Annotated in this window: 18 protein-coding genes; 13 read left to right on the top strand and 5 right to left on the bottom strand. The window is 50.8% G+C overall.

The window, feature by feature from the left end; all coding sequences use genetic code 11:
- Window positions 1–117 precede the first annotated feature (117 nt).
- The 5 genes from Psch_RS11760 to Psch_RS11740 all read right to left on the bottom strand — a co-directional run bounded on the left by Psch_RS11760 (window position 118) and on the right by Psch_RS11740 (window position 5,078).
- Window positions 118–909 carry an energy-coupling factor transporter transmembrane component T family protein gene (locus Psch_RS11760; RefSeq protein ID WP_190240427.1) on the bottom strand — a complete coding sequence of 264 codons (792 nt, stop codon included), beginning with the start codon at window positions 907–909 and terminating at the stop codon, window positions 118–120.
- Window positions 893–1,741 (bottom strand): energy-coupling factor ABC transporter ATP-binding protein, encoded by an 849-nt coding sequence (locus Psch_RS11755; RefSeq protein WP_190240426.1) that lies wholly within the window; start codon window positions 1,739–1,741, stop codon window positions 893–895. Before Psch_RS11755 ends, Psch_RS11760 begins: the two co-directional genes overlap by 17 nt.
- Window positions 1,741–2,589 carry an energy-coupling factor ABC transporter ATP-binding protein gene (locus tag Psch_RS11750; protein WP_190258820.1) on the bottom strand — a complete coding sequence of 283 codons (849 nt, stop codon included), beginning with the start codon at window positions 2,587–2,589 and terminating at the stop codon, window positions 1,741–1,743. Before Psch_RS11750 ends, Psch_RS11755 begins: the two co-directional genes overlap by 1 nt.
- Before the next feature lie 111 nt (window positions 2,590–2,700).
- Window positions 2,701–3,267 carry a tryptophan transporter gene (locus Psch_RS11745; protein WP_134217020.1) on the bottom strand — a complete coding sequence of 189 codons (567 nt, stop codon included), beginning with the start codon at window positions 3,265–3,267 and terminating at the stop codon, window positions 2,701–2,703.
- 920 nt (window positions 3,268–4,187) lie between these two features.
- Entirely contained in the window at window positions 4,188–5,078 is an 891-nt protein-coding gene (locus Psch_RS11740; RefSeq protein ID WP_282432473.1) for a S66 peptidase family protein, read from the bottom strand.
- Between the two features lie 382 nt (window positions 5,079–5,460).
- Here Psch_RS11740 and cbiQ point away from each other — a divergent pair, with 382 nt between their 5' ends.
- The 13 genes from cbiQ (at window position 5,461) to Psch_RS11680 (ending at window position 19,679) form a co-directional block, all read left to right on the top strand.
- Window positions 5,461–6,237, top strand: a complete 777-nt coding sequence (cbiQ, locus tag Psch_RS11735; protein ID WP_190240425.1) for a cobalt ECF transporter T component CbiQ — start codon at window positions 5,461–5,463, stop codon at window positions 6,235–6,237.
- Window positions 6,216–7,055: an ATP-binding cassette domain-containing protein gene (locus tag Psch_RS11730; protein ID WP_190240424.1), complete on the top strand. Its 840-nt coding sequence runs from the start codon at window positions 6,216–6,218 to the stop codon at window positions 7,053–7,055. Before cbiQ ends, Psch_RS11730 begins: the two co-directional genes overlap by 22 nt.
- A 105-nt stretch (window positions 7,056–7,160) precedes the next feature.
- Entirely contained in the window at window positions 7,161–7,442 is a 282-nt protein-coding gene (locus Psch_RS11725) for an acylphosphatase (RefSeq protein WP_190240423.1), read from the top strand.
- A gap of 105 nt (window positions 7,443–7,547) precedes the next feature.
- A complete protein-coding gene (locus tag Psch_RS11720; RefSeq protein WP_190240422.1) occupies window positions 7,548–8,501 on the top strand; it encodes an MBL fold metallo-hydrolase in 954 nt (317 codons plus the stop codon).
- A gap of 24 nt (window positions 8,502–8,525) precedes the next feature.
- Complete coding sequence (locus Psch_RS11715; protein WP_190240421.1) at window positions 8,526–9,929, top strand: MurT ligase domain-containing protein; 1,404 nt, start codon at window positions 8,526–8,528, stop codon at window positions 9,927–9,929.
- Window positions 9,901–10,632 (top strand): type 1 glutamine amidotransferase, encoded by a 732-nt coding sequence (locus tag Psch_RS11710; RefSeq protein ID WP_190240420.1) that lies wholly within the window; start codon window positions 9,901–9,903, stop codon window positions 10,630–10,632. Before Psch_RS11715 ends, Psch_RS11710 begins: the two co-directional genes overlap by 29 nt.
- 126 nt (window positions 10,633–10,758) lie before the next feature.
- Window positions 10,759–10,881, top strand: a complete 123-nt coding sequence (locus Psch_RS21410) for a hypothetical protein (protein WP_282432460.1) — start codon at window positions 10,759–10,761, stop codon at window positions 10,879–10,881.
- Window positions 10,882–11,041: 160 nt separating this feature from the next.
- On the top strand, window positions 11,042–11,932 hold the full coding sequence (locus tag Psch_RS11705; RefSeq protein ID WP_190240419.1) for a Gmad2 immunoglobulin-like domain-containing protein: 891 nt from the start codon (window positions 11,042–11,044) through the stop codon (window positions 11,930–11,932).
- A gap of 917 nt (window positions 11,933–12,849) precedes the next feature.
- Window positions 12,850–14,745: a PrkA family serine protein kinase gene (locus Psch_RS11700; protein ID WP_190240418.1), complete on the top strand. Its 1,896-nt coding sequence runs from the start codon at window positions 12,850–12,852 to the stop codon at window positions 14,743–14,745.
- 12 nt (window positions 14,746–14,757) lie between these two features.
- Entirely contained in the window at window positions 14,758–15,906 is a 1,149-nt protein-coding gene (gene yhbH / locus Psch_RS11695; RefSeq protein ID WP_190240417.1) for a sporulation protein YhbH, read from the top strand.
- 267 nt (window positions 15,907–16,173) lie between these two features.
- Window positions 16,174–17,577: a SpoVR family protein gene (locus Psch_RS11690; RefSeq protein ID WP_190258819.1), complete on the top strand. Its 1,404-nt coding sequence runs from the start codon at window positions 16,174–16,176 to the stop codon at window positions 17,575–17,577.
- Between the two features lie 114 nt (window positions 17,578–17,691).
- Complete coding sequence (locus Psch_RS11685; protein WP_134217033.1) at window positions 17,692–18,969, top strand: FAD-dependent oxidoreductase; 1,278 nt, start codon at window positions 17,692–17,694, stop codon at window positions 18,967–18,969.
- Between the two features lie 119 nt (window positions 18,970–19,088).
- Window positions 19,089–19,679: a nucleoside recognition domain-containing protein gene (locus tag Psch_RS11680; protein ID WP_134217034.1), complete on the top strand. Its 591-nt coding sequence runs from the start codon at window positions 19,089–19,091 to the stop codon at window positions 19,677–19,679.
- Window positions 19,680–19,683: the final 4 nt, after the last annotated feature.

Below are 19,683 nucleotides of genomic sequence, written 5' to 3'. Positions count from 1 at the left end.
AAGAATTCGTACCCCACATCGGAAAAATCCATACCTGCGGTCACAGGTTTTCAGCTTCAGAGAAATGCAAGCATACCCAAGACTCACTCTCACGACCCACGTCCCACGTCCCACGTCTCAAACGACACCGTAGCCTTTAACCCGTGCGTACACGCTGATGGCCAATAGCAGCGCCATCAGGCCTGTCAAACAGTAATCCGCGACTCCCAGGCGGGGATCACGCAGGTAGGTGCGGCGCCCGCCGCCGTAGCCCCTGGTTTCCATGGCCATGGCCAGGTTTTCGGCCTTGTTAAGAGAGAGCAATACCAAAGGTACACCTACCGGCGCGTAGGACATGATTTTTTTAAACGGGTTGAGCCCTTCTAAAGCGTGTCCTCTGGCCTGCTGAGCCTCACTGACCTGCCTGACCTCTCCGAAGAAAGTGGGGATAAAGCGCAGCGCCGTCAAAAAGGTAAAAGCATAGTCGTAAGGGATTTTAAGTTTCTCAACCAGGGTCAAGACGATATCCTGGGTGCGTGTTGTGGCCAGAAAAACCATGAAGCTCAATACCAGTGCCAGCATGCGGGCGGCCATTGCCAGTCCCGTGAGCAAGCCCTGGTCGGTTACTGGCAGGTAGTTGGCGCCGGGGACCAGATGGAAAAGGGCCTGCCCCTGGTCGTAGAAAAGGGCTTGAATGATTAATAAAATAAGGGCAAATATTGACAGTCCGGCGCAGGCCGGGAGGAAATTTTTCAGCACTCCGCCCAGGGCGGCTACAAACAGCACGGATAACAAGAGGGTCAGGAGGTAGCGGTAATCATTGAAGAGGAGCCCCGCCGCCAGGACAAAAAGAGACCAGAAAATCTTGGACATGGCATTTAACCGGTGTACCGGGGAGTTGCCATGGATATATTCAACGGCAGCAGCCAAGCTGCTCACCTCCCATCATTGTCAGCAATTGGTACATCTCCTCGACACTTAAAACTCCGGGGGGGATCGCGTGCCTTCCCAGGCTTTGAGCCAGGGCCGTTATCTGGGGCGGGCTGAGGTAGGTTTCTTTCAATAACTCAGGCCGGGCGAATACTGAGCGCACCTCCCCGTCAACCAGGACCTCACCCCGGCAAAGTACAATGACGCGTTTGGCGTAACGCGCCACCAGCGACATGTCATGGGTAATAAAGAGTATGGTATGCCCGGCTTCATTCAGCTTTCTGACCATCTCCATGATCTGCTTCGATTCGCGGTAATCCTGGCCGGTGGTGGGCTCATCCAGTACTATTGCTTCAGTCCGCATGGCCAGCACCGAGGCCAGGGCCACCCGCTGCCGTTGCCCCTTGCTCAGATTGAAGGGGTAGGTCTGGTAATGCCCGGTTAATCCCACTTCTGCCAGCGCTTCGTCGACCCTTTCTTTGATCTGCCCGGCAGGCAGTCCCAGGTTCTTTAAGCCGAAAGCGACCTCCCGGCCGACGGTATCATGGAAGATCTGGTGGTCGGGGTTCTGAAAGACGTAACCCACCGTACGGGCCAGTTCGGAAACTTTAAGGGGATTGGAGTCCCTGCCTCCGACGTAAACCTTGCCCGAGGAAGGCTTGTGCAGTCCGTTAAAGTGCTTGGCCAAAGTAGTTTTACCGGCTCCGTTTTGACCGATGATGGCCACACATTCTCCCTTGCCTATTTCCATGGAAATATTTTTCAGGACCGGGCGCCCTCCGTTATAGGCGTAGGAAAGGTTTTCTATTTTGATCAAAGCCGGTCTGGTCATTATATTTGCCTCCGCAGCATTCTTTCTACAAAAATGCGGCACTGCTCCACCGTCAGGGGCAGTGAATACTTGTCATGACCGCCGAGCATGCTTGCCAGCCGGGTCACCTGGGGTATCCTGACACCTATTTCCTCCAGTTCATTCTGCCTGGCAAAAACCTGCCAGGGTTCCCCTTCCAACGCGACCGTTCCGCCGTTGAGTACCAGGATCCGGTTGGCATAGGCGGCCAATTGCTCTGTCTTCTGCTCAATCATCAGGATGGTGATGCCGTGCGCACGGTTCAGGTGGCTCAAGACCTGAAATATTTCCTCTGTACCCACTGGATCCAACTCGGAAGTGGGCTCATCCAATAGCAGAATTTCCGGCAGCATGGCCAGGGCGGCGGCGATAGCCACACGCTGTTTCTCGCCGCCGGAAAGGTTGATGGTTGGCCGGTTGCGCAGTTCTGTGATGCCGACGAGTTCCAGCGCCTCGCTGATGCGCCGCTCAATTTCCCTGGGTGGAAAGCCGAGGTTTTCCGGTCCGAAGGCCAGTTCCTGTTCAACCTCGGTGGAGATAATCTGCGCCTCAGAGTCCTGAAAAACGCTCCCCACCAGGCGGGAAATCTGGGCGGTGCTGTGCTCGAATATTGATGTTCTTTGAAGGTCGATACGGCCCTGCAGTCTCCCACCCTGGAAATGAGGGATGATGCCGTTTAAGCAGCAGGCCAGGGTGGTCTTGCCCGCTCCGGTAGGCCCGGTGATACCGATAAATTCACCTTTTGCCACGCTGAAGTTGATGTCTTTCAGTGCCGGCTGCGGCGACTGGGGGTAGCTGAAGGTGAAATTTTTGATTTCCAGCAGTGGCATCACTCGTTCATCCTTCCATTGGGACGTGAGATGTGAGACGTGAGACGTGGGTATATACTGCATTCCTCTTGGGTCTTTGTGCGAATGAATTAATTTTGCTTAGCCGCAGCCTTAGAGCTTGAGGAACTTTTTGGCCGGCAGGTACAGGATCTGGGCCAGCACGGCATTGATCACGGTAACAGGAATTACCACTCCGATGCAGGCCGCTTTCCAGGCGATCATCATTTTATCAGGCGGCAGGTCCAGGGCAAACTTGAAGTTTAAAGTGATGTATAACAGGCCGCTGACCAGCGTACCGATGGTTGTTGCAAGGATTGGCTTGAAGGAGTAGTTGCTGAGGTTGAATTCCGGTAGGTACCTGACGATAAAAGCGCAGGCCAGCGCTCCGGCCGGCTCGGAGAATAAATTCAGGTAGGGGATGGGTGACTTGGAGAACATCATGGCCACCGCGCCGCCTACCAGGCCGATGCCTATAGCGCCGCCGAGGTTGGGACGAACCAACAGGATGGCAATACAGTACATGGCAATGACGAAGTTGGGAGTGATACCCGCGATGGGCGGCGTGAACATGCGCAGGACGGCTCCGATGGCAATCAGGACTGCTACAACAGCCAGCTGCTTGGAGCGCGCCATCCTGTTTTCGTTTATATTAATCTCGTAAGCTTGGGGTTCAGACATTATAAATAACCTCCTCAATAATAAATAAACCGGGCAGCGCGGCCCGGTCTTTGGACAAATAAAAAAAATCCTCGTCTCCACTCGCCCAGGCTCAGCTCATGCTCAACTCACCTCACTTATGCAATTGTCGATTCCAACTCTGCTACATGTGGAAGGCTACCCTTCCAACTTACTAAATATTATCACAGGACCGTCATAATGTCACTACAAAAATCTCATAGGGCCACAAAAATATTCATAATCCCGGCAACTGCCAAGGGATGATTTTTGTGTCAGATGGAACAAATATCTTTATATAGCATAATATGGCTATGTAAGTGTTGAAAGGGTGATCCCATTATGCCGGATAATGTATCTCCGAATGAAATGAATATTTCTGCAAACTGCGGAGAGGCTTTGGAGTCTATGTTACCCGGATATTTATCATTGTGTGTATCCGATGGTAAGAAGCATGTGCGAGATGTACGATGTTCCTGCAAATACTTGTATGTATCCTTCCCCAAGTAGAGCCGTTGTGAACAGATGGCTGACCAAATATATAATACCGTAGCAATTAACTTCGGGATTAGAGATGATGTGCAACCCATGCCGCGCCAGTTTGTAGGGCCGGGGTTTGTAGGACCTGGGTTTGTCGGGCCCGGATTTGGGGGACCTTTTGTTGGAAGAAGATTTTTAAGAGACTTGATTGCCATATTGTTAATCAGGGAATTATTATTCAGGAGAGGGAGGTTTTTTTAATACAGAATCATGATATCCGGTACCTACCTATAGAAAAACAATACAAAACAAAACAATTACCCAACGATGTGGGTGTGAATTCATTTGCGCATGACCCCGGAGGAATGCCCGCACCCACATGGCTAAGTTTTAGTAAGGAGCATGAGTGTCCAGGTTGTTAAAATATGGGTACCGGGTACTTATTATATAATAGTGGCTGATTCGGTTATGGTCAGAATGCATTCGGCTGCATCGATTTCCGCCTTTACTCCCAGCGGCAGGGTGGCCTTGTTGACTCCATGCCCGGTAGCGAGACCGTAATAACAGGGGACGGCTGTATCCTTCATTGCGTCCTTGAGTACTTCCAGAAGTGAAAAGGAACTCGTGTTTTCCTCCGCCTCACAACCGGCGAATTCTCCAAAAACAACACCCGCGACAAATCTGAATTTGCCGGCCAACCGCAATTGCTGCAGCATCCTGTCAACGCGGTAGGGCTGTTCATCTACGTCTTCCAGGAAAAGGATCGCCCCCCGGGTATCAATCTCGTAAGGAGTACCCAGGGTGGCTGCAATGAGAGTAAGATTGCCGCCCAGTAGGCGGCCGCTGGCCCGGCCCGGCCTGATTACCTCGCACCTGGTGTCCGGGGCAGGTGGGATGACCCCCAGCGTAAAGGGGCTGGTAAGGGCTTTATAAAAATGGTTGATTGTGTATGCCCCTGCTCCCCGGCCAAAATCGGATACCAGCATGGGACCGGAGAAAGTCACCAGTCCGGCATGCTTCCAGATAGCGAGCTGGAGAGCGGTAATATCGCTATAACCCACCAGTATCTTGGGATTGTTCCTGACGACGCGGTAATCTATTTGGGAGAGCAGTCTCATACACCCATACCCCCCCCGCAGGCAGAGCAGACCGTCTATGGCGGGTTCAAGGAACATATGTCTCAGGTCGGATAATCTTTCTGTGTCTGTTCCGGCCAGGTAACGGTTTTTCTTTAATGCGTTCGGAGCCACAGCAACCTGGAAGCCTAGCTCTTCCAGCAAATATTTTCCAAGCTCTACTTCCAGGGGATCGTATGAGGGACTTGCCGGCGCGATGATACCCAGGGTAGAGCCATAAGCCAGAGCATGTGGTTTTATCAGTTGCGTTTTTCATCACCACTGGTTTTTTAACTGTTATACTTGTTCTAATATATGTTCCGGCAGCAGAAACGATCATTGTGGTTTGCTTATAACTATAAATTACCAGAAGTTATTACTTTGCAATAACTCGATAACGCATATTGGTACGCATTTCAACTTTACTGTTATTGCCACCGTGGAGGTGTGGTAGTATAATAATCTCAATGGGATCAAGAAGATTCCTCTTTCAATGATTACAGCCTTAATTTATGAATTGAATATAAGGAACTCAGGCCATGAAGGTTTTGCCGGGAAAACGGCAGGATTTTTATGGCATTTTTTATGGGGGTTTAAATTGTTGGAGACATCAATAATACATAATCTTGACGCCCGGGTAAAGGTGGTTGCCATCTGCAGTTTTGTCGCGCTCACCTCTACCATGAACTCCATCCCTCTCTTGGCTACTGCGGTGTTATTCCTGCTGTTCCTGGTGGGCATCGCCCGTATTCCGGCAGGTAGCTTCTTCAAGAGGCTGCTTTGGATTATCCCTTTCGGTGGCATGCTTGTAGTGTTGTTCCCTTTCATCACACCGGGCGTGCCGGCTTTTGAAATTAAAACGGGCCTGTTCACCCTGACGGCTTCCGAAGATGGGATTAACCGTGCCGCCGTGCTCTTCTGCAGGGTTTTGGCCGCAGTATCCGCTCTTTCCTTACTGACGTCCACTACCGGGTTCAGCGCTCTGACGGCCGCTTTCAAAGAGCTCCGGGCGCCGTCTCTGCTGGTGAGCCTGATTGAGTTTACCTTCCGCTACATGTTTGTACTGTCCGATGAGATGCAGCGCATGCGCACCGCCCGTCGCGCCCGCTGCTTCGAGGGAGGAGGCAGCCTGTTTAACCGTCATGTTTTCAAAACCACCGGCCAGTTGGTGGGAGTCCTTTTCATCCGTTCCTGGGAACGGGGAGAGCGTGTTTACAACGCCATGCTGGCCCGGGGGTATTCCGGCCAGGCCGGGCCGGTCGCCGGGCGCAGCTTTAGCATCAAGGATTTGTGCCTGGGAGCCGGCATTCTCGTTTTTGCCCTCAGTCTCCGCCTGATAGAAATCGGGGGTCAATTATGGCAAATGTCATTGAAATAGAGAATTTGCACTACACCTACCGGGACGGGACCAAAGCTTTGGACGGTCTGAATCTTACCATTGAGGATGGCGCCAGGGTGGCCTTGCTGGGGCCTAACGGGGCCGGCAAGTCAACACTCCTGCTGCACCTGAACGGTATCTACCAGGCCCAACAGGGCAAAGTGAAGGTACAGGGCCAGGAGCTTACCTCCAGGAATCAGCAATGGGTGCGCGGTGTAGTAGGCCTGGTTTTTCAAGATCCTGACGACCAGGTTTTTTCAGCAACGGTCTGGGAAGACGTGGCTTTTGGTCCCACCAACCTGCGACTGTCCAAAGATGAAATCGCGAGCAGGGTGGAAGGGGCTTTGGCCGCGGTCAGGATGGCGAAGTACCGTGACAAGGCTCCCTATCACCTGAGTTACGGGCAGAAAAAAAGGGTGGCCATTGCCGGAGTGCTGGCTATGAACCCGCGGGTAATTATCCTGGACGAGCCGGCCGCCTACCTTGATCCATGCGGTAAAGACATCTTGATGGATATTTTGAGCCGGTTGAACCAAAATGGCGCCACCGTGGTCATCGCCACTCACGATGTCGACCTGGCGGCAGAGTGGGCTGAACAAGTGCTGGTGATCAAGGATGGCCGGACTCTGGCTCAGGGAGGTACCTCCCTTTTAGCCGACGAACACCTGGTAAGGGAGGCTGAGTTGCGCTTTCCGGTCGTTGCCCAGATTTTTCGCAACCTGCCGGAGTTGCAGCCCGACCCCCTGCCCATAAAAATTACAGACGCGGTTTCCCAGATAAGGAACTCACTCAGAATAAAAGATACGGCAGGCCGGTGATTTTAAAATCACCGGCCTTTTTGGTATAATAATATATAAATTGGATCAAGTTGCAATTAAATGGGAATGAAGTAATTATTACCCATTATGCTTGGGGGGATAGCAATGCCACAGGCTGTTAGAGCGCACCTAATTGTAACCGGCCTGGTTCAGGGGGTATATTACAGGGCCACGGCGAGGCAAGAAGCCCGTACTCTCAATATAACCGGCTGGGTTAAAAACAGAACGGACGGAGCCGTGGAAGCTGTGATTGAAGGGGATAGGGTAAAGGTCTTAAAATTTATTGACTGGTGCCGGCAAGGTCCCCCAGCGTCACAAGTCCGTGGCGTACAAGTTGAGTGGGGGGATTTTAGAGGTGAATATCAAGATTTCAGCATCGTTAGTTAGGAGAGTTACCAGTTAGCTTACAGTAAAAGGATAATTGACCCATCACATAAGTTATATTCGGGTGCGTTTCGCACCCATGCATATAGTTTTATAAAGGAGATAAACATGCTTGATATTCGCAAGATTCATGTTCCAACACCTTACCAGGTTGGTCCGGTCAACTGCTACCTGATCAGGAACCGGCCTTATACCTTGATTGATCCGGGGCCTGAATCGGCAGAGGGACGCAAAGGCCTGCTGGCCGGTCTTACAGCCGCAGATGTAAGACCTGACGAAATCGAACAGGTGATAATTTCCCACTGGCACGCCGACCATAGCGGCTTGGCCCGCTGGCTTAGCGAGCAGTGGGGGGCGCAAATTTACGTGCACAGGCTGGAAAAGCCAAAGCTCACGCCTGGTTATGACAAGCATGCGGAAAGACTGCCCTTCCTGCGTGAAGCCGGCGTGCCTGCAGGTGACCTGGAGGAAGTGCTCAACGACCGGGACCCGCTGCCCGGGCCGTTGCTGCCCGCAACCAGGGTCAATCTGTTGGAAGGTGGAGAGGCATTTGCCTTTACCGGTGGCGAAATTCAGGTTATACATATGCCCGGCCATACTACGGGACATATCTGCCTCTATGACACTGAAAGTAGAATATTTCTGGCCGGGGACTTCATCCTCGCACACATTACCCCAAATCCCTTTATGACGGCCAGACCGGAAGACCCCGTTAAAAGAGTCCCGGTACTGGCTCAATATTTGACGGGGTTAAATAGAATGAAATATATGGATATAGGTGTAATTTTAACCGGACATGGGGAGAATATTGACGATTGCGCCACGTCGGTTGAAAAGGTTTTAGAACACCGGTATAAGCGGCTGGATGTTATTGCAGACATCCTTGATGGAGCGGTTTTAAATCCCTACCAGGTAATGAGGACCATGTACCCCGCAGTCAGGGGGTTTGAAATTCTGCTGGGAGTTTCCGAAGTTTTCGCTTGTCTGGATTACCTTGAGACCCGGGGTAAGGTGAGACACGAAGTGCAGAATGGGGTTTCCTTGTACCGCCATTCCTCCTAAAAAAAATTTAAAGGGGGTATACGCATGAACCTGAGGGTATCCGCTGCCATTGCGGCCGGGAAGATCGCCTTCTGGCTTAGCAAAAAAAAAGGCAACAAAGGGTCTTCCTTGCCGGGTATGGTTGCTCTCAAAATATATTCCGGCACGCTGCGTTATTTGGCCGCCCAGGTCCGCAAGCAGATTGTCGTTGTCAGCGGGACCAACGGGAAAACTACCACCTCCAATATGATTTTCGGGATATTGAGCGCTGCCGGCTACAAGAACATCGCCAACTTGGAGGGGGCGAACCTGGTCTCGGGTGTTACTGCAAGCTTTATCAAGAGCGCCGGGCTTAGTGGGACCATCGACTGCGACTATGCGGTGTTGGAAGTGGATGAAGCCACCATGCCCATAGTTTTGAAAGAACTAAGTCCAGGGGGTGTGGTCCTGACCAACTTTTTCCGGGACCAGTTGGATCGCTACTGGGAACTTGACAAAGTCACCGGTGTCATACGTAAATCCCTAAAAAATAGCGGTAAAAATATCACTCTGATCCTGAACGCAGACGACCCGCTGGTGGCCCAGTTTGAGAGGACCACCGGCTTACCTGTGGTGTTTTACGGCCTATCCGGCAGCGAGCGCTCGGTCAGTACCAGCACGCAGACCAGGGAGGCGCAGTACTGTCCTTTCTGTGGTTCGCCACTGGGATATGATTTTTACCATTATGGGCAGTTGGGCCGTTACCGCTGTAACGGCTGTGGGTTTGCCCGTCCACTCGCCAGGGTTGAGGCCGGGGAGCCGGATATAAAGGACGGTGTTGTCAACTGCCGCCTGTATTTTGACCGGCAGGAAGCTGCGCTGACCATGCAGGTACAGGGCCTTTATAACCTTTATAATGCTATGGCTGCCTTTGCCGTGGGATTGCACCTTGGGGTTGAAGTGCCGCTTATGCTGGAGAGCCTGCGCAAATACCGTCCGGTCCTTGGCCGGTTGGAGCGGTTTCACTATCAAGGCAGGAGCGCTTTCTTAAGTCTGGTCAAAAACCCCACCGGTTTTAACGAGGGCCTTGCAGATTTGCGCAATATCAAGGGAACAAAAAGCGTCTTCTTTGCCATTAACGACAATGATGCGGACGGGAGAGACATTTCGTGGCTGTGGGACGTTGATTTTGAGGTTTTGGATACAGACCACAATGATTTGGCGGTCTTTATCTGTTCCGGCAGCAGGGGAGAAGAAATCGCCCTGCGCTTGAAATACGCCGGCATACCTGTGAACAAAATCGTTGTCTACAAGGATATGGGGAGAGGCATCAGAAGTGTACTGGACAGTCGCACGGATATGGCCTACCTCTTTTCGACTTACACCGCTTTGTGGCCTGTCCACAAAATACTGAACAGCATGGCCGACAAGGAGGGTCCTTATGCTTCAGGTGTGTCATCTGTATCCTGACCTGTTAAACCTATACGGGGACCGGGGCAATATCATCGCCTTTGTGCAACGCTGCCGCTGGCGCAATATACCCGTTTCGGTGAGGGCTATCAACCTCGGAGAACCGGTTCATTTCAAAGATTACGATTTTGTCTTCCTGGGCGGCGGGTCGGACCGGGAACAAAACCTCATCGCGGCTGATTTAATTAAACGCAGGGACGAATTTGCGGCGGCCATCGAGGATGGGCTGGTGGTACTGGCTATATGCGGCGGCTACCAACTGCTTGGAAAGTATTATCTTACACTTGATCACCAAACTATACCCGGACTGGACATCCTGGATTTTTATACCCGCGCCGGAAACAAACGTATGGTCGGCAATGTAGCGGTCGAGGTGAATTTGGGCGGAAAGAAGTTCAACATAGCTGGCTTTGAAAACCACTCCGGCGAGACCTACCTGGGGAATATCCGGCCACTTGGCAGGGTCCTGGCCGGGCGGGGCAACAACGGTGTGGACGGGCTTGAGGGCGCCCGCCACAAAAATGTATTTTGTTCTTACCTGCATGGCCCGCTGTTGCCCAAGAACGCCGGACTGGCCGATCAATTGATTGCTCTGGCCCTGGCCAGGCGAGGCATGGAACCAGAACTGATACCCCTGGATGACCGGATCGAAAACAGCGCCTGCCAGGTTATGCTGGATAGGCTTAGAGTGGTGAAAGGATAGATATTTTGCTTTTATTTTTTCCTTTTAGGTCTTTTATTTCCGTTTCCATTACAGTCCCTGTTGTTTAAAATAAATATAGTATAGTGAATAAAGAATCCTGTATACAATGACAGGGGGTAGTGGACAGTGCAATACATCGTAACCTGGTCGGAGGGTGACGAGGTCTGTTACCGTTTTGTAGATGAAGATGAGATCGGCAGTTTGTTCGAGGAAGATAAAAAATATATAGTGGCCGTGCTGCCCAATTAACCGCCAAGAAGTACAAACAAGAAGTATAAATATTGTGATTAGATTTTTTCACAAGACTTGTCGTTAAACCTCAGATCCTAACATAATCTAAGGCTGGATTAATCCGGCCTTTTTGTATATATTAAAAGAACATAATGTCCATATTCAAGGAGGGAGAAACATGAACTGGTCCACCCTGAAAACAATCAGGGCTGCCGCCACCCTGGCGGCGTTACTCTTAGTATTATTATTGCTAAGCGGTTGTACACTTTTTGGCGGCAAGGGTTCCGGGCAGGTTGCGCCGGGTGGCGCGCCTCAAGGGCAGGAAGAAGATTTACCTGCTCAGCAATCATTGAATCTGGCCTTGTACTACGTCAAAATTACCGATAAAGACGCCTACCTGGTCCGCGAAGTGCACCAGGTCCCTTATACCAGCGAAGTGGCCAAAGCCGCCCTGGAAGAGCTTATCAAGGGCAGCCCGAAGACCCCGGGCGCAGCGGGGGTGCTCCCGCCTGAAACGAAAATCAGGGGCATCTCTCTTAAGGACGGGAATGCCAGTGTCGACTTTTCAAGTGAGGTACTGAAGGCCAACGTGGGGGCTGCGGGGGAAGCTCTGGGTATCCAGAGCATCGTAAATACTCTGACCGAGTTCCCGGAGATTAAGCAGGTCTCTTTTTTGGTAGAGGGTAAGCTGGATGAAAGAACAAAGGATTGGTGGGGTCATGTCGGTCTCTATACCCAGCCCTTTAAAAGAGATGTATCCTCAGTTTATGAGCCGGTCATTTGGGTGACCTCTCCTGAACCCGGTCAGAAAATAGCGTCCCCCGTGCAAATCCGGGGCAGCGCGAGGGTTTTTGAGGCTACGGTGAATGCCAGGATTATAGATGATTCAGGCAAAGAACTGGCCCGGGGGTATGCTACTGCCAGCGAGGGCGCGCCGGGCCGCGGAGACTTCGTGTTTTCGCTGCCGTTTACGCCCCCCACAACGGGCAGCGGCAAGGTGGAGGTGTTTTGGATCAGCCCGAAAGATGGAGAGGAGCTTGATAAGGTGGTCGTACCGGTTATCTGGTAGTGAAATCGGATAATACCAATGAAAATTTGTTAACTGAGTTCTCGAAAAGGCTTGACTTGCGGGCTTGGGGTTTTCCGGAGCGAACGGAGCACCTGGGTGCGTTCCTTAGCGCGTGTGTAGCTTGCAGAAAAGCTTAAATAGCGCGTAGCTACCGGATGGCAGTCTGCAGATGCGGTCGGTACGACGATCTTGATGCGCAAATGGAGAATTGCGAAGAGAGCGGAGGATAACCCCAAGCCCACTACCCCAGAGACTTTTCGAGAACGGCAGAACGGAGAACACCTCTGTTTCACTTACAAACATTGTTCTCGAAAAGGCTTGACATGCGGGCTTGGGGTTATCTGGAGCGAACGGAGCACCTGGGTGCGTTCCTTAGCGCGTGTGTTGCTTGCAGAAAAGCTTAAATAGCGCGTAGCTACCGGATGGCTGTCTGCAGATGCGGTCGGTATGACGCTCTTGATGCACAAATGGAGAATTGCGAAGAGAGCGAAGGATAACCCCAAGCCCACTACCCCAAAGGCTTTTCGTGACCCAGTTAACAATAACCTTTGCCATTGAGATACACTCACATTTTATATTGGGCTGCAAAACTATTTGAATATTAATTCGCATCCACAATTATCGAGATTGCATGTAGGATTATAGAGTAAGCTTTATGTCATGACGGAAGGCCGCAAAATTATTGTGGCCTTTTTTGTGTGCTCTTAATAGTTTGTAATGTGTAACTGGCGTGGCGGATGGCGATTGCTTTGCTGGTCTGTAAACCCTATGCAAATAAAAAGACAAAAAATGTCTCCTGGTGGCGCTAATACTTGTACCAACATTCTTCTTTTTAACCGCTTTGCATATAATGTAGCATTATTAACCCGTCTGACAGTATCGAGAAAGTCTAAATACAAAGGGAAGGAGTGAAGACGATGGACTTCCTGCGGCGTTTGGAAGAATACCGCTCCTTAGAAAAACAGATTACCTGGGAGGGAACGTTCCAGGATTATATTGCCATCTTAAAAGAAAGGCCGTATGTGTCACAGCTTGCCCATGCCAGGCTTTATTCAATGATCAAGGATGCCGGGGTGGAGGAAAAAGAAGGCGTAAAACACTATACTTTCTTTTCCTCGGAACTATTTGGTCTTGACAAGACACTGGAAAAACTGGTGGAAGAATATTTTCACCCGGCCGCGCGGCGTCTGGATGTACGCAAACGGATCCTGCTGTTAATGGGGCCTGTCAGCGGCGGAAAATCAACCCTGGTGGCCATGTTGAAGCGAGGTCTGGAGAAATACAGCCGTGAAGAACGCGGGAGCCTTTACGCGATTAAAGGCTGTCCCATGCACGAGGAGCCGTTGCACTTGATCCCCAAAGAACTCAGGGGAGATTTTCAAAAGACCTACGGAGTTTATATTGAAGGGGAACTATGTCCTTCCTGCCGGATGATGGTCGATCAGGAGTACAATGGTAAAATTGAGAAAATACCGGTGGAGAGAATATTTTTGTCCGAGGACAACCGGGTGGGTATCGGGACCTTTACACCTTCGGATCCCAAATCCCAGGATATCGCCGACCTTACCGGAAGCGTGGATTTTTCCACTATTGCCGAGTACGGCTCGGAATCGGATCCTCGCGCCTACCGCTTTGACGGTGAACTGAACATTGCCAACCGGGGCTTGATGGAATTCCAGGAGATGCTCAAATGCGATGAGAAATTCCTTTGGAACCTTTTAAGCCTGTCTCAGGAAGGCAACTTCAAAGCCGGCCGTTTCGCGCTTATTTACGCGGATGAACTGGTTGTGGCTCACACCAACGAAAACGAGTATAAGGCTTTCATCAGCAACAAAAAGAACGAAGCCCTTCAGTCCCGCATTATCGTCCTGAAAATTCCGTACAACTTGCGGGTTAGCGATGAAATAAAAATTTACGAGAAGCTGATCGGGCAAAGTGACCTGCGCAGCATCCATATCGCCCCCCACGCTTTGCGGGTGGCTAGCATCTTCTCGGTTATGACCCGGCTCAAGGAGTCCAAGAAGCAGGGTATGGATCTGGTCAAAAAGATGAAACTGTACGACGGTGAGGATGTCGAAGGTTTCAAACAAAAAGATCTTCATGAACTCCAGGTTGAGGCAATCGACGAGGGTATGAGCGGTGTCGATCCCCGTTATGTGATCAACCGGCTCTCATCGGCTCTGATTCGCACCTCCACTCAGTGCATCAACCCGCTTGACGTGTTGCGGGCGCTGAAGGAAGGGCTTGATCAGCATCCATCCATTACCAAAGAAGAGAAGGACCGGTTGCTCAATTTCATTTCTGTGGCGCGCAAAGAATATGATGAAATGGCCAAGAAGGAAGTCCAGAGAGCTTTTGTCTACGCTTACGAGGAATCGGCCAAAGTGTTGTTCGATAACTACCTCGACAATGTTGAAGCATTCTGCAACGGTGTAAAGATCAAGGATCCCCTGACCGACGAGGAAATGGATCCGGATGAAAAGTTGATGCGATCCATTGAGGAGCAAATCGGTATCTCTGAAAGCGCCAAGAAGTCTTTCCGGGAGGAAATTTTGATCAGGCTCTCCAGCTACGCCCGTAAAAACAGGCGTTTTAATTACAGCTCGCATGAACGCCTGCGGGAAGCTATTGAGAAAAAACTGTTTGCCGACCTCAAGGACGTGGTCAAAATAACGACTTCTACAAAGACGCCGGATGCCGGACAGTTGAAGCGGATCAATGAGGTTAGCGCCAGATTGATAGCTGAGCACGGGTACTGCCCGACCTGTGCCAATGAATTATTGAGATATGTCGGCAGCCTGCTGAACCGATAGGGAGGAAGCGCCATGGCCAAAACCAACTTCGTCATCTCCCGGGAGGACTGGTCGCTTCACCGCAAGGGGGAGATTGACCGGCAGCGGCACCAGGAAAAGGTACGGGACGCTATAAAAAAGAACCTTGCCGATATTGTCAGTGAAGAAAGTATTATTATGCACGACGGGCGCAAGGTAGTCAAAGTGCCGATACGCTCCCTGGATGAATTTCACTTCCGCTATGATTTCGGCAAGCAGCAGCATGGCGGTCAGGGTGACGGCAACAGCAAGCAAGGGGACGTAATTTATTCCGATCCGCAGCATGGTCAGGGTAAAGGAAAGGGCGCCGGCGAAGAGCCGGGTGTGGATTACTACGAGGCCGATATTACCGTTGATGAGCTGGCTGAGATGATTTTCGAGGACTTGGGCCTGCCAAACCTGGAGCAGAAGAAAAAACCGGAAATTGCCTCGGAATCGGTCGAATTTAAGGATGTCCGCAAAAAAGGCATTGCCAGCAACATCGACCGTAAACGGACGATTATGGAGGTCATCAAGCGCAACGCCCTGCAAGGGAACCCCGGTCTGCACGGCATTACGCCCGAGGACCTGCGCTATAAGACCTGGGAAACAACCTACAAATTTGAATCCAACGCCGTGGTCCTGGCCATGATGGATACCTCGGGGTCGATGGGGCCCTTTGAGAAGTACATCGCCCGCAGTTTTTTCTTCTGGATGGTCCGTTTCCTGCGTACCAAGTACAACAACGTCCAGATTGTTTTCCTGGCCCACCATACCGAAGCCAAGGAAACAACCGAAGAAGAGTTCTTCACCAAGGGGGCCAGCGGTGGTACCCGCTGCTCTTCAGTGTATAAACTGGCTCTGGAGATTATTGAAAAGCGCTATAGCCCTCAAGACTACAATATCTACGGCTTTCATTTTTCCGATGGTGATAACCTGTCCTCAGATAATGAGAACTGCGTCAAAAACATCAATGCGCTGCTGGAGGTCTGCAATATGGTGGGCTACGGTGAGATTGAGGGGCCCTACTACTACACCAGTACTTTGCGCAACACGTTCAAAAAAATCCAGAACCCCAAGTTTACCTGCGTCACCATCCGCGACAAAAGTGGGGTCTACCCCGCCCTGAAAAAATTCTTCAGCCAGACACAAGAGCAAAAGTAAGCTCTTGCACGGAACCTACCCTAACGCTAATGAAACAGCTAATGCGTCCCGAGGTGCGAATACATTCGTACAATGACCCCAAAGGATTACAGCATATACCCACGACCCACGACTCACGACCCACGACCAAATCAGCCTCGGTCTCCCTAAACGGGGGACTTTTTTATAATCCTTGCATCACTACCGTTTCCCGGACAGTGGCAATAAAAAGATTTCTTAGCATATTGTAAAACCAAGGAGTGATGACTGTTGAACCCACAGAAAGAAATGAGCTGCCTGGAAGTGGCCATGGAAAAGATTTCGGCAAAGGCCAGGGAATTTGGTCTTGATTTTTATGATATTTTTTTTGAAATTTGCCCGGCTGATATTATCTATACTTTTGGCGCTTACGGCATGCCCACCCGCTTTTCTCACTGGACCTTCGGCAAGGCCTACCACAAAATGAAGACACAGTACGATTATAATCTGGGCCGTATTTATGAGATGGTAATTAATTCCGATCCTTGTTACGCTTTTTTGCTGGAGGGGAACAGCCTGATCCAGAACAAGTTGATCATGGCGCACGTCATTGCCCACTGTGATTTTTTTAAGAACAATATTTATTTCAAAAATACTTCCACGGCTATGGTTGAATCCATGGCTGCGGCCGCCAACCGCTTCCGGGAATACGAGTTCAAGTATGGCAAAGCCAAAGTAGAGTCTTTTATCGACGCGGCGATTGCAATTCAGGAACATGTGGAGCCAAGACGGATGATCAGAAAAAACTCAAAAAAGGACGAGGCTTCAAAGCATGACTGCCGGCATAAAAAGCCTGAAACGCCTTACGACGATCTCTGGTCCCTGGATGATAAAGATACATTTAAATGCGATACTTGCGATCATCCCAGGAAGTTTCCAACTGAACCGGAAAAGGACCTGATGCTTTTCATAACTCAAAACAGTAAGGAACTGGAGGACTGGCAGAGGGATATCATGTCGGTAATCCGTCAGGAAATGCTCTACTTTTGGCCTCAGATGGAGACAAAAATAATGAATGAAGGTTGGGCGTCCTACTGGCACCTCAGGATTATGCGGGAAATTGAACTGGACGAGGCGGAAACAATCGAGTTAGCCAAGATGCACTCAGGCATCGTACAGACCTCCCGCACCCACCTCAACCCTTACACACTGGGCTTAAAAATTTTCGAGGACATTGAAAAACGGTGGGAAAACCCTACGGAGGAAGAAAAGGAAAAATATGGCCGTCCGGGTGGGGAAGGGAAACAGAAAATTTTTGAGGTGAGGGCAATGGAAAATGATATTTCCTTTCTCCGGAATTACCTCACCAAAGAATTGGTCGACGATCTGGACCTGTATTTATTTAAAAAAATGGGTTACGACTGGAAAATCAGCCAGAAGGAGTGGGAAAAGGTCAGGGACGGCCTGGTAATCAATCTTACCAATTGCAGTTTTCCACATATCGTGGTACAGGACGGTGACTTTAACAAGAAGGGTGAGCTCTACCTCAAGCACTACTTTGAGGGGGTTGAACTTGATGTTTTCTACCTGGAAAAGACCCTCCCTCACGTGTATACCCTGTGGGGTAAGACCGTTCACCTGGAAACACGCCTGGACAACAAGCCGGTGCTTTTTTCCTACAATGGTGAAAAGGGATCCAAAAAGTTTTTGTAGAGAAAAATAAAGTGCATATAGATAACAGCATTTATATTTTCAGCCTTAATCTGGTAAAGGCAGAAGCTTTTAGCGCTCCCATTGAATATACTGTTTTTTGGGGAGGGCTTTTTTATGACTGTTGTTATTGTCGGGGGCGGTTGGGCCGGGTGTTCTGCCGCTTATGCCGCAGCTGTGGCCGGAGCTGAAACGGTAATTATTGAAAAAACTGATATGCTCCTGGGCACCGGCCTGGTAGGCGGTATTATGCGCAACAACGGCCGCCTCACGGCTATGGAAGAAATGCGGGAACTCGGCGCCGGGGATTTCCTTAAGCTCATTGAGCAGTCTGCCACCCATCTGAACGTTGATTTCCCGGGGCATCGCCATGCCATGCTGTACGACGTAACCAGAATAGAGCCATCGATCAGAATGGCGCTTCGAACAGCAGGGGTTCGCTTAAAGCTGCAGAAAAGGATGTCCGGTGTTACAAATAACAATGGTTTTATTACCGGGATTGATACGGCCGACGGTGATCACATCGAGGGGGCTGTCTTTATTGACTGTACCGGTACGGCCGGACCGGCACAATACTGCACCCGGTATGGTTCTGGTTGCGCCATGTGCATACTGCGCTGTCCCACCTTCGGACCACGTATTAGCCTTACAGCCAAAGCCGGTATTAGCGAAATAACGGCCGGGGAGGGTTTCCCCCAGTTTGAGGCCATGAGCGGGTCCTGCAAGCTTGAAAAAAAGTCCATATCACCTGTCCTGGTGGCAAAGCTGGAGCAAACTGGGGTGCTGATCATTCCCCTTCCTGAAACCCTCCGCGCCAAAGCCAGGCTGGACCGCAAGGCCTGTCAGCAGTACTCCCTGCCTGAGTTTGCGGATAACCTGGTGTTCCTTGACACCGGCCACGCCAAGTTAATGGCCTCTTATTTTCCGCTGGAAATACTCCGCACCCTGGAAGGCTTAGAGGATGCCCGCTATGCCGATCCCTATTCAGGCGGGATGGGAAATTCAGTCCGTTTTATGGCGATGGCGCCATGCGATGACAGCCTTGCTGTTTCAGGCTCGCTAAACCTGTTTTGCGCCGGGGAGAAGACAGGCCTATTGGTTGGTCATACTGAGGCTATCGTAACCGGCTTTCTGGCCGGCCACAATGCGGTAAGGATGCTGGCCGGGCGCGAACTGCTCGTGCTGCCGTCCGAACTGGCCTGCGGCGATATTATTTCCTTTATGCACAGGGAAATGAAAACCTCTAAAGGGATGAGCAAGAAATATACTTTTTCCGGTTCAGTATACTTCCAGAGGATGCAGGAGCGGGGACTCTATACTACCGACATGGCGCAAATCCGTGAACGGGTCGGCAAAACCGGGCTGGCAGGGAGCTTCAATCGCAGGATCATGTGATTATTTTTAAAGACACCCTTAGCGTTATTTCCGTGATAGTAAAAATTACCATTATTTGTACTATTTGTCCGCTCCGACTCATAAAGTATCAGAGGACAAGCTTTAGTGGGGGTGTGGAAGTGGTCAACTTTGTCTGGCTGGCGATGGTTGTGTTCGGCATTGTTGTGGCCGGGATCAACGGAAATATCGAGGTTGTAACGAAGGCTGCCTTTGACGGCGCTAATAATGCGGTAAAAATATCCATCAGCCTGATTGCTATTATCACCTTCTGGCTCGGTATCATGAAGCTGGCCGAAGAGGCTGGACTGGTACGCGCGCTGGCGTGGCTGGTGCGCCCGGTAATGCGTTTTCTTTTCCCCAGTGTGCCCAGGGAACACCCGGCCATGGGCGCTATTGTTATGAACCTCAGCGCCAATATCCTGGGACTGGGGAACGCTGCAACACCCATGGGACTGATTGCCATGCGGGAACTACAGACACTGAACCACTCCAAAGACACTGCTTCGGACTCCATGTGTACCTTTCTTGCTCTTAATACCTCCTGTGTCACCCTGATCCCGACCACTATTATCGGTATCCGCCTGCTATACGGTTCCAGCGACCCCACTGATATCGTAGGGCCAACCATCATAGCGACCGCCTTCAGCATGTTGGTAGCTATATTGGTGGACCGGCTGCTAAGGTTGTTTTATTCGGGCAAAAGGAGGTAAGGTG

The organism is Pelotomaculum schinkii (assembly GCF_004369205.1).
Taxonomy (GTDB): domain Bacteria; phylum Bacillota; class Desulfotomaculia; order Desulfotomaculales; family Pelotomaculaceae; genus Pelotomaculum_C; species Pelotomaculum_C schinkii.
Note: the sequence above shows the minus strand (reverse complement) of the source record. Positions and strands in the feature narration are given on the sequence as shown.

What these genes read in the sequence shown, in the direction of transcription:
- Psch_RS11755 (WP_190240426.1), bottom strand. Translation starts at nt 1,741, where the DNA reads ATGACCAGACCGGCTTTGATCAAAATAGAAAACCTTTCCTACGCCTAT.
- Psch_RS11750 (WP_190258820.1), bottom strand. Translation starts at nt 2,589, where the DNA reads ATGCCACTGCTGGAAATCAAAAATTTCACCTTCAGCTACCCCCAGTCG.
- Psch_RS11745 (WP_134217020.1), bottom strand. Translation starts at nt 3,267, where the DNA reads ATGTCTGAACCCCAAGCTTACGAGATTAATATAAACGAAAACAGGATG.
- Psch_RS11730 (WP_190240424.1), top strand. Translation starts at nt 6,216, where the DNA reads ATGGCAAATGTCATTGAAATAGAGAATTTGCACTACACCTACCGGGAC.
- Psch_RS11725 (WP_190240423.1), top strand. Translation starts at nt 7,161, where the DNA reads ATGCCACAGGCTGTTAGAGCGCACCTAATTGTAACCGGCCTGGTTCAG.
- Psch_RS11720 (WP_190240422.1), top strand. Translation starts at nt 7,548, where the DNA reads ATGCTTGATATTCGCAAGATTCATGTTCCAACACCTTACCAGGTTGGT.
- Psch_RS11715 (WP_190240421.1), top strand. Translation starts at nt 8,526, where the DNA reads ATGAACCTGAGGGTATCCGCTGCCATTGCGGCCGGGAAGATCGCCTTC.
- Psch_RS11710 (WP_190240420.1), top strand. Translation starts at nt 9,901, where the DNA reads ATGCTTCAGGTGTGTCATCTGTATCCTGACCTGTTAAACCTATACGGG.
- Psch_RS11705 (WP_190240419.1), top strand. Translation starts at nt 11,042, where the DNA reads ATGAACTGGTCCACCCTGAAAACAATCAGGGCTGCCGCCACCCTGGCG.
- Psch_RS11700 (WP_190240418.1), top strand. Translation starts at nt 12,850, where the DNA reads ATGGACTTCCTGCGGCGTTTGGAAGAATACCGCTCCTTAGAAAAACAG.
- yhbH (WP_190240417.1), top strand. Translation starts at nt 14,758, where the DNA reads ATGGCCAAAACCAACTTCGTCATCTCCCGGGAGGACTGGTCGCTTCAC.
- Psch_RS11690 (WP_190258819.1), top strand. Translation starts at nt 16,174, where the DNA reads ATGAGCTGCCTGGAAGTGGCCATGGAAAAGATTTCGGCAAAGGCCAGG.
- Psch_RS11685 (WP_134217033.1), top strand. Translation starts at nt 17,692, where the DNA reads ATGACTGTTGTTATTGTCGGGGGCGGTTGGGCCGGGTGTTCTGCCGCT.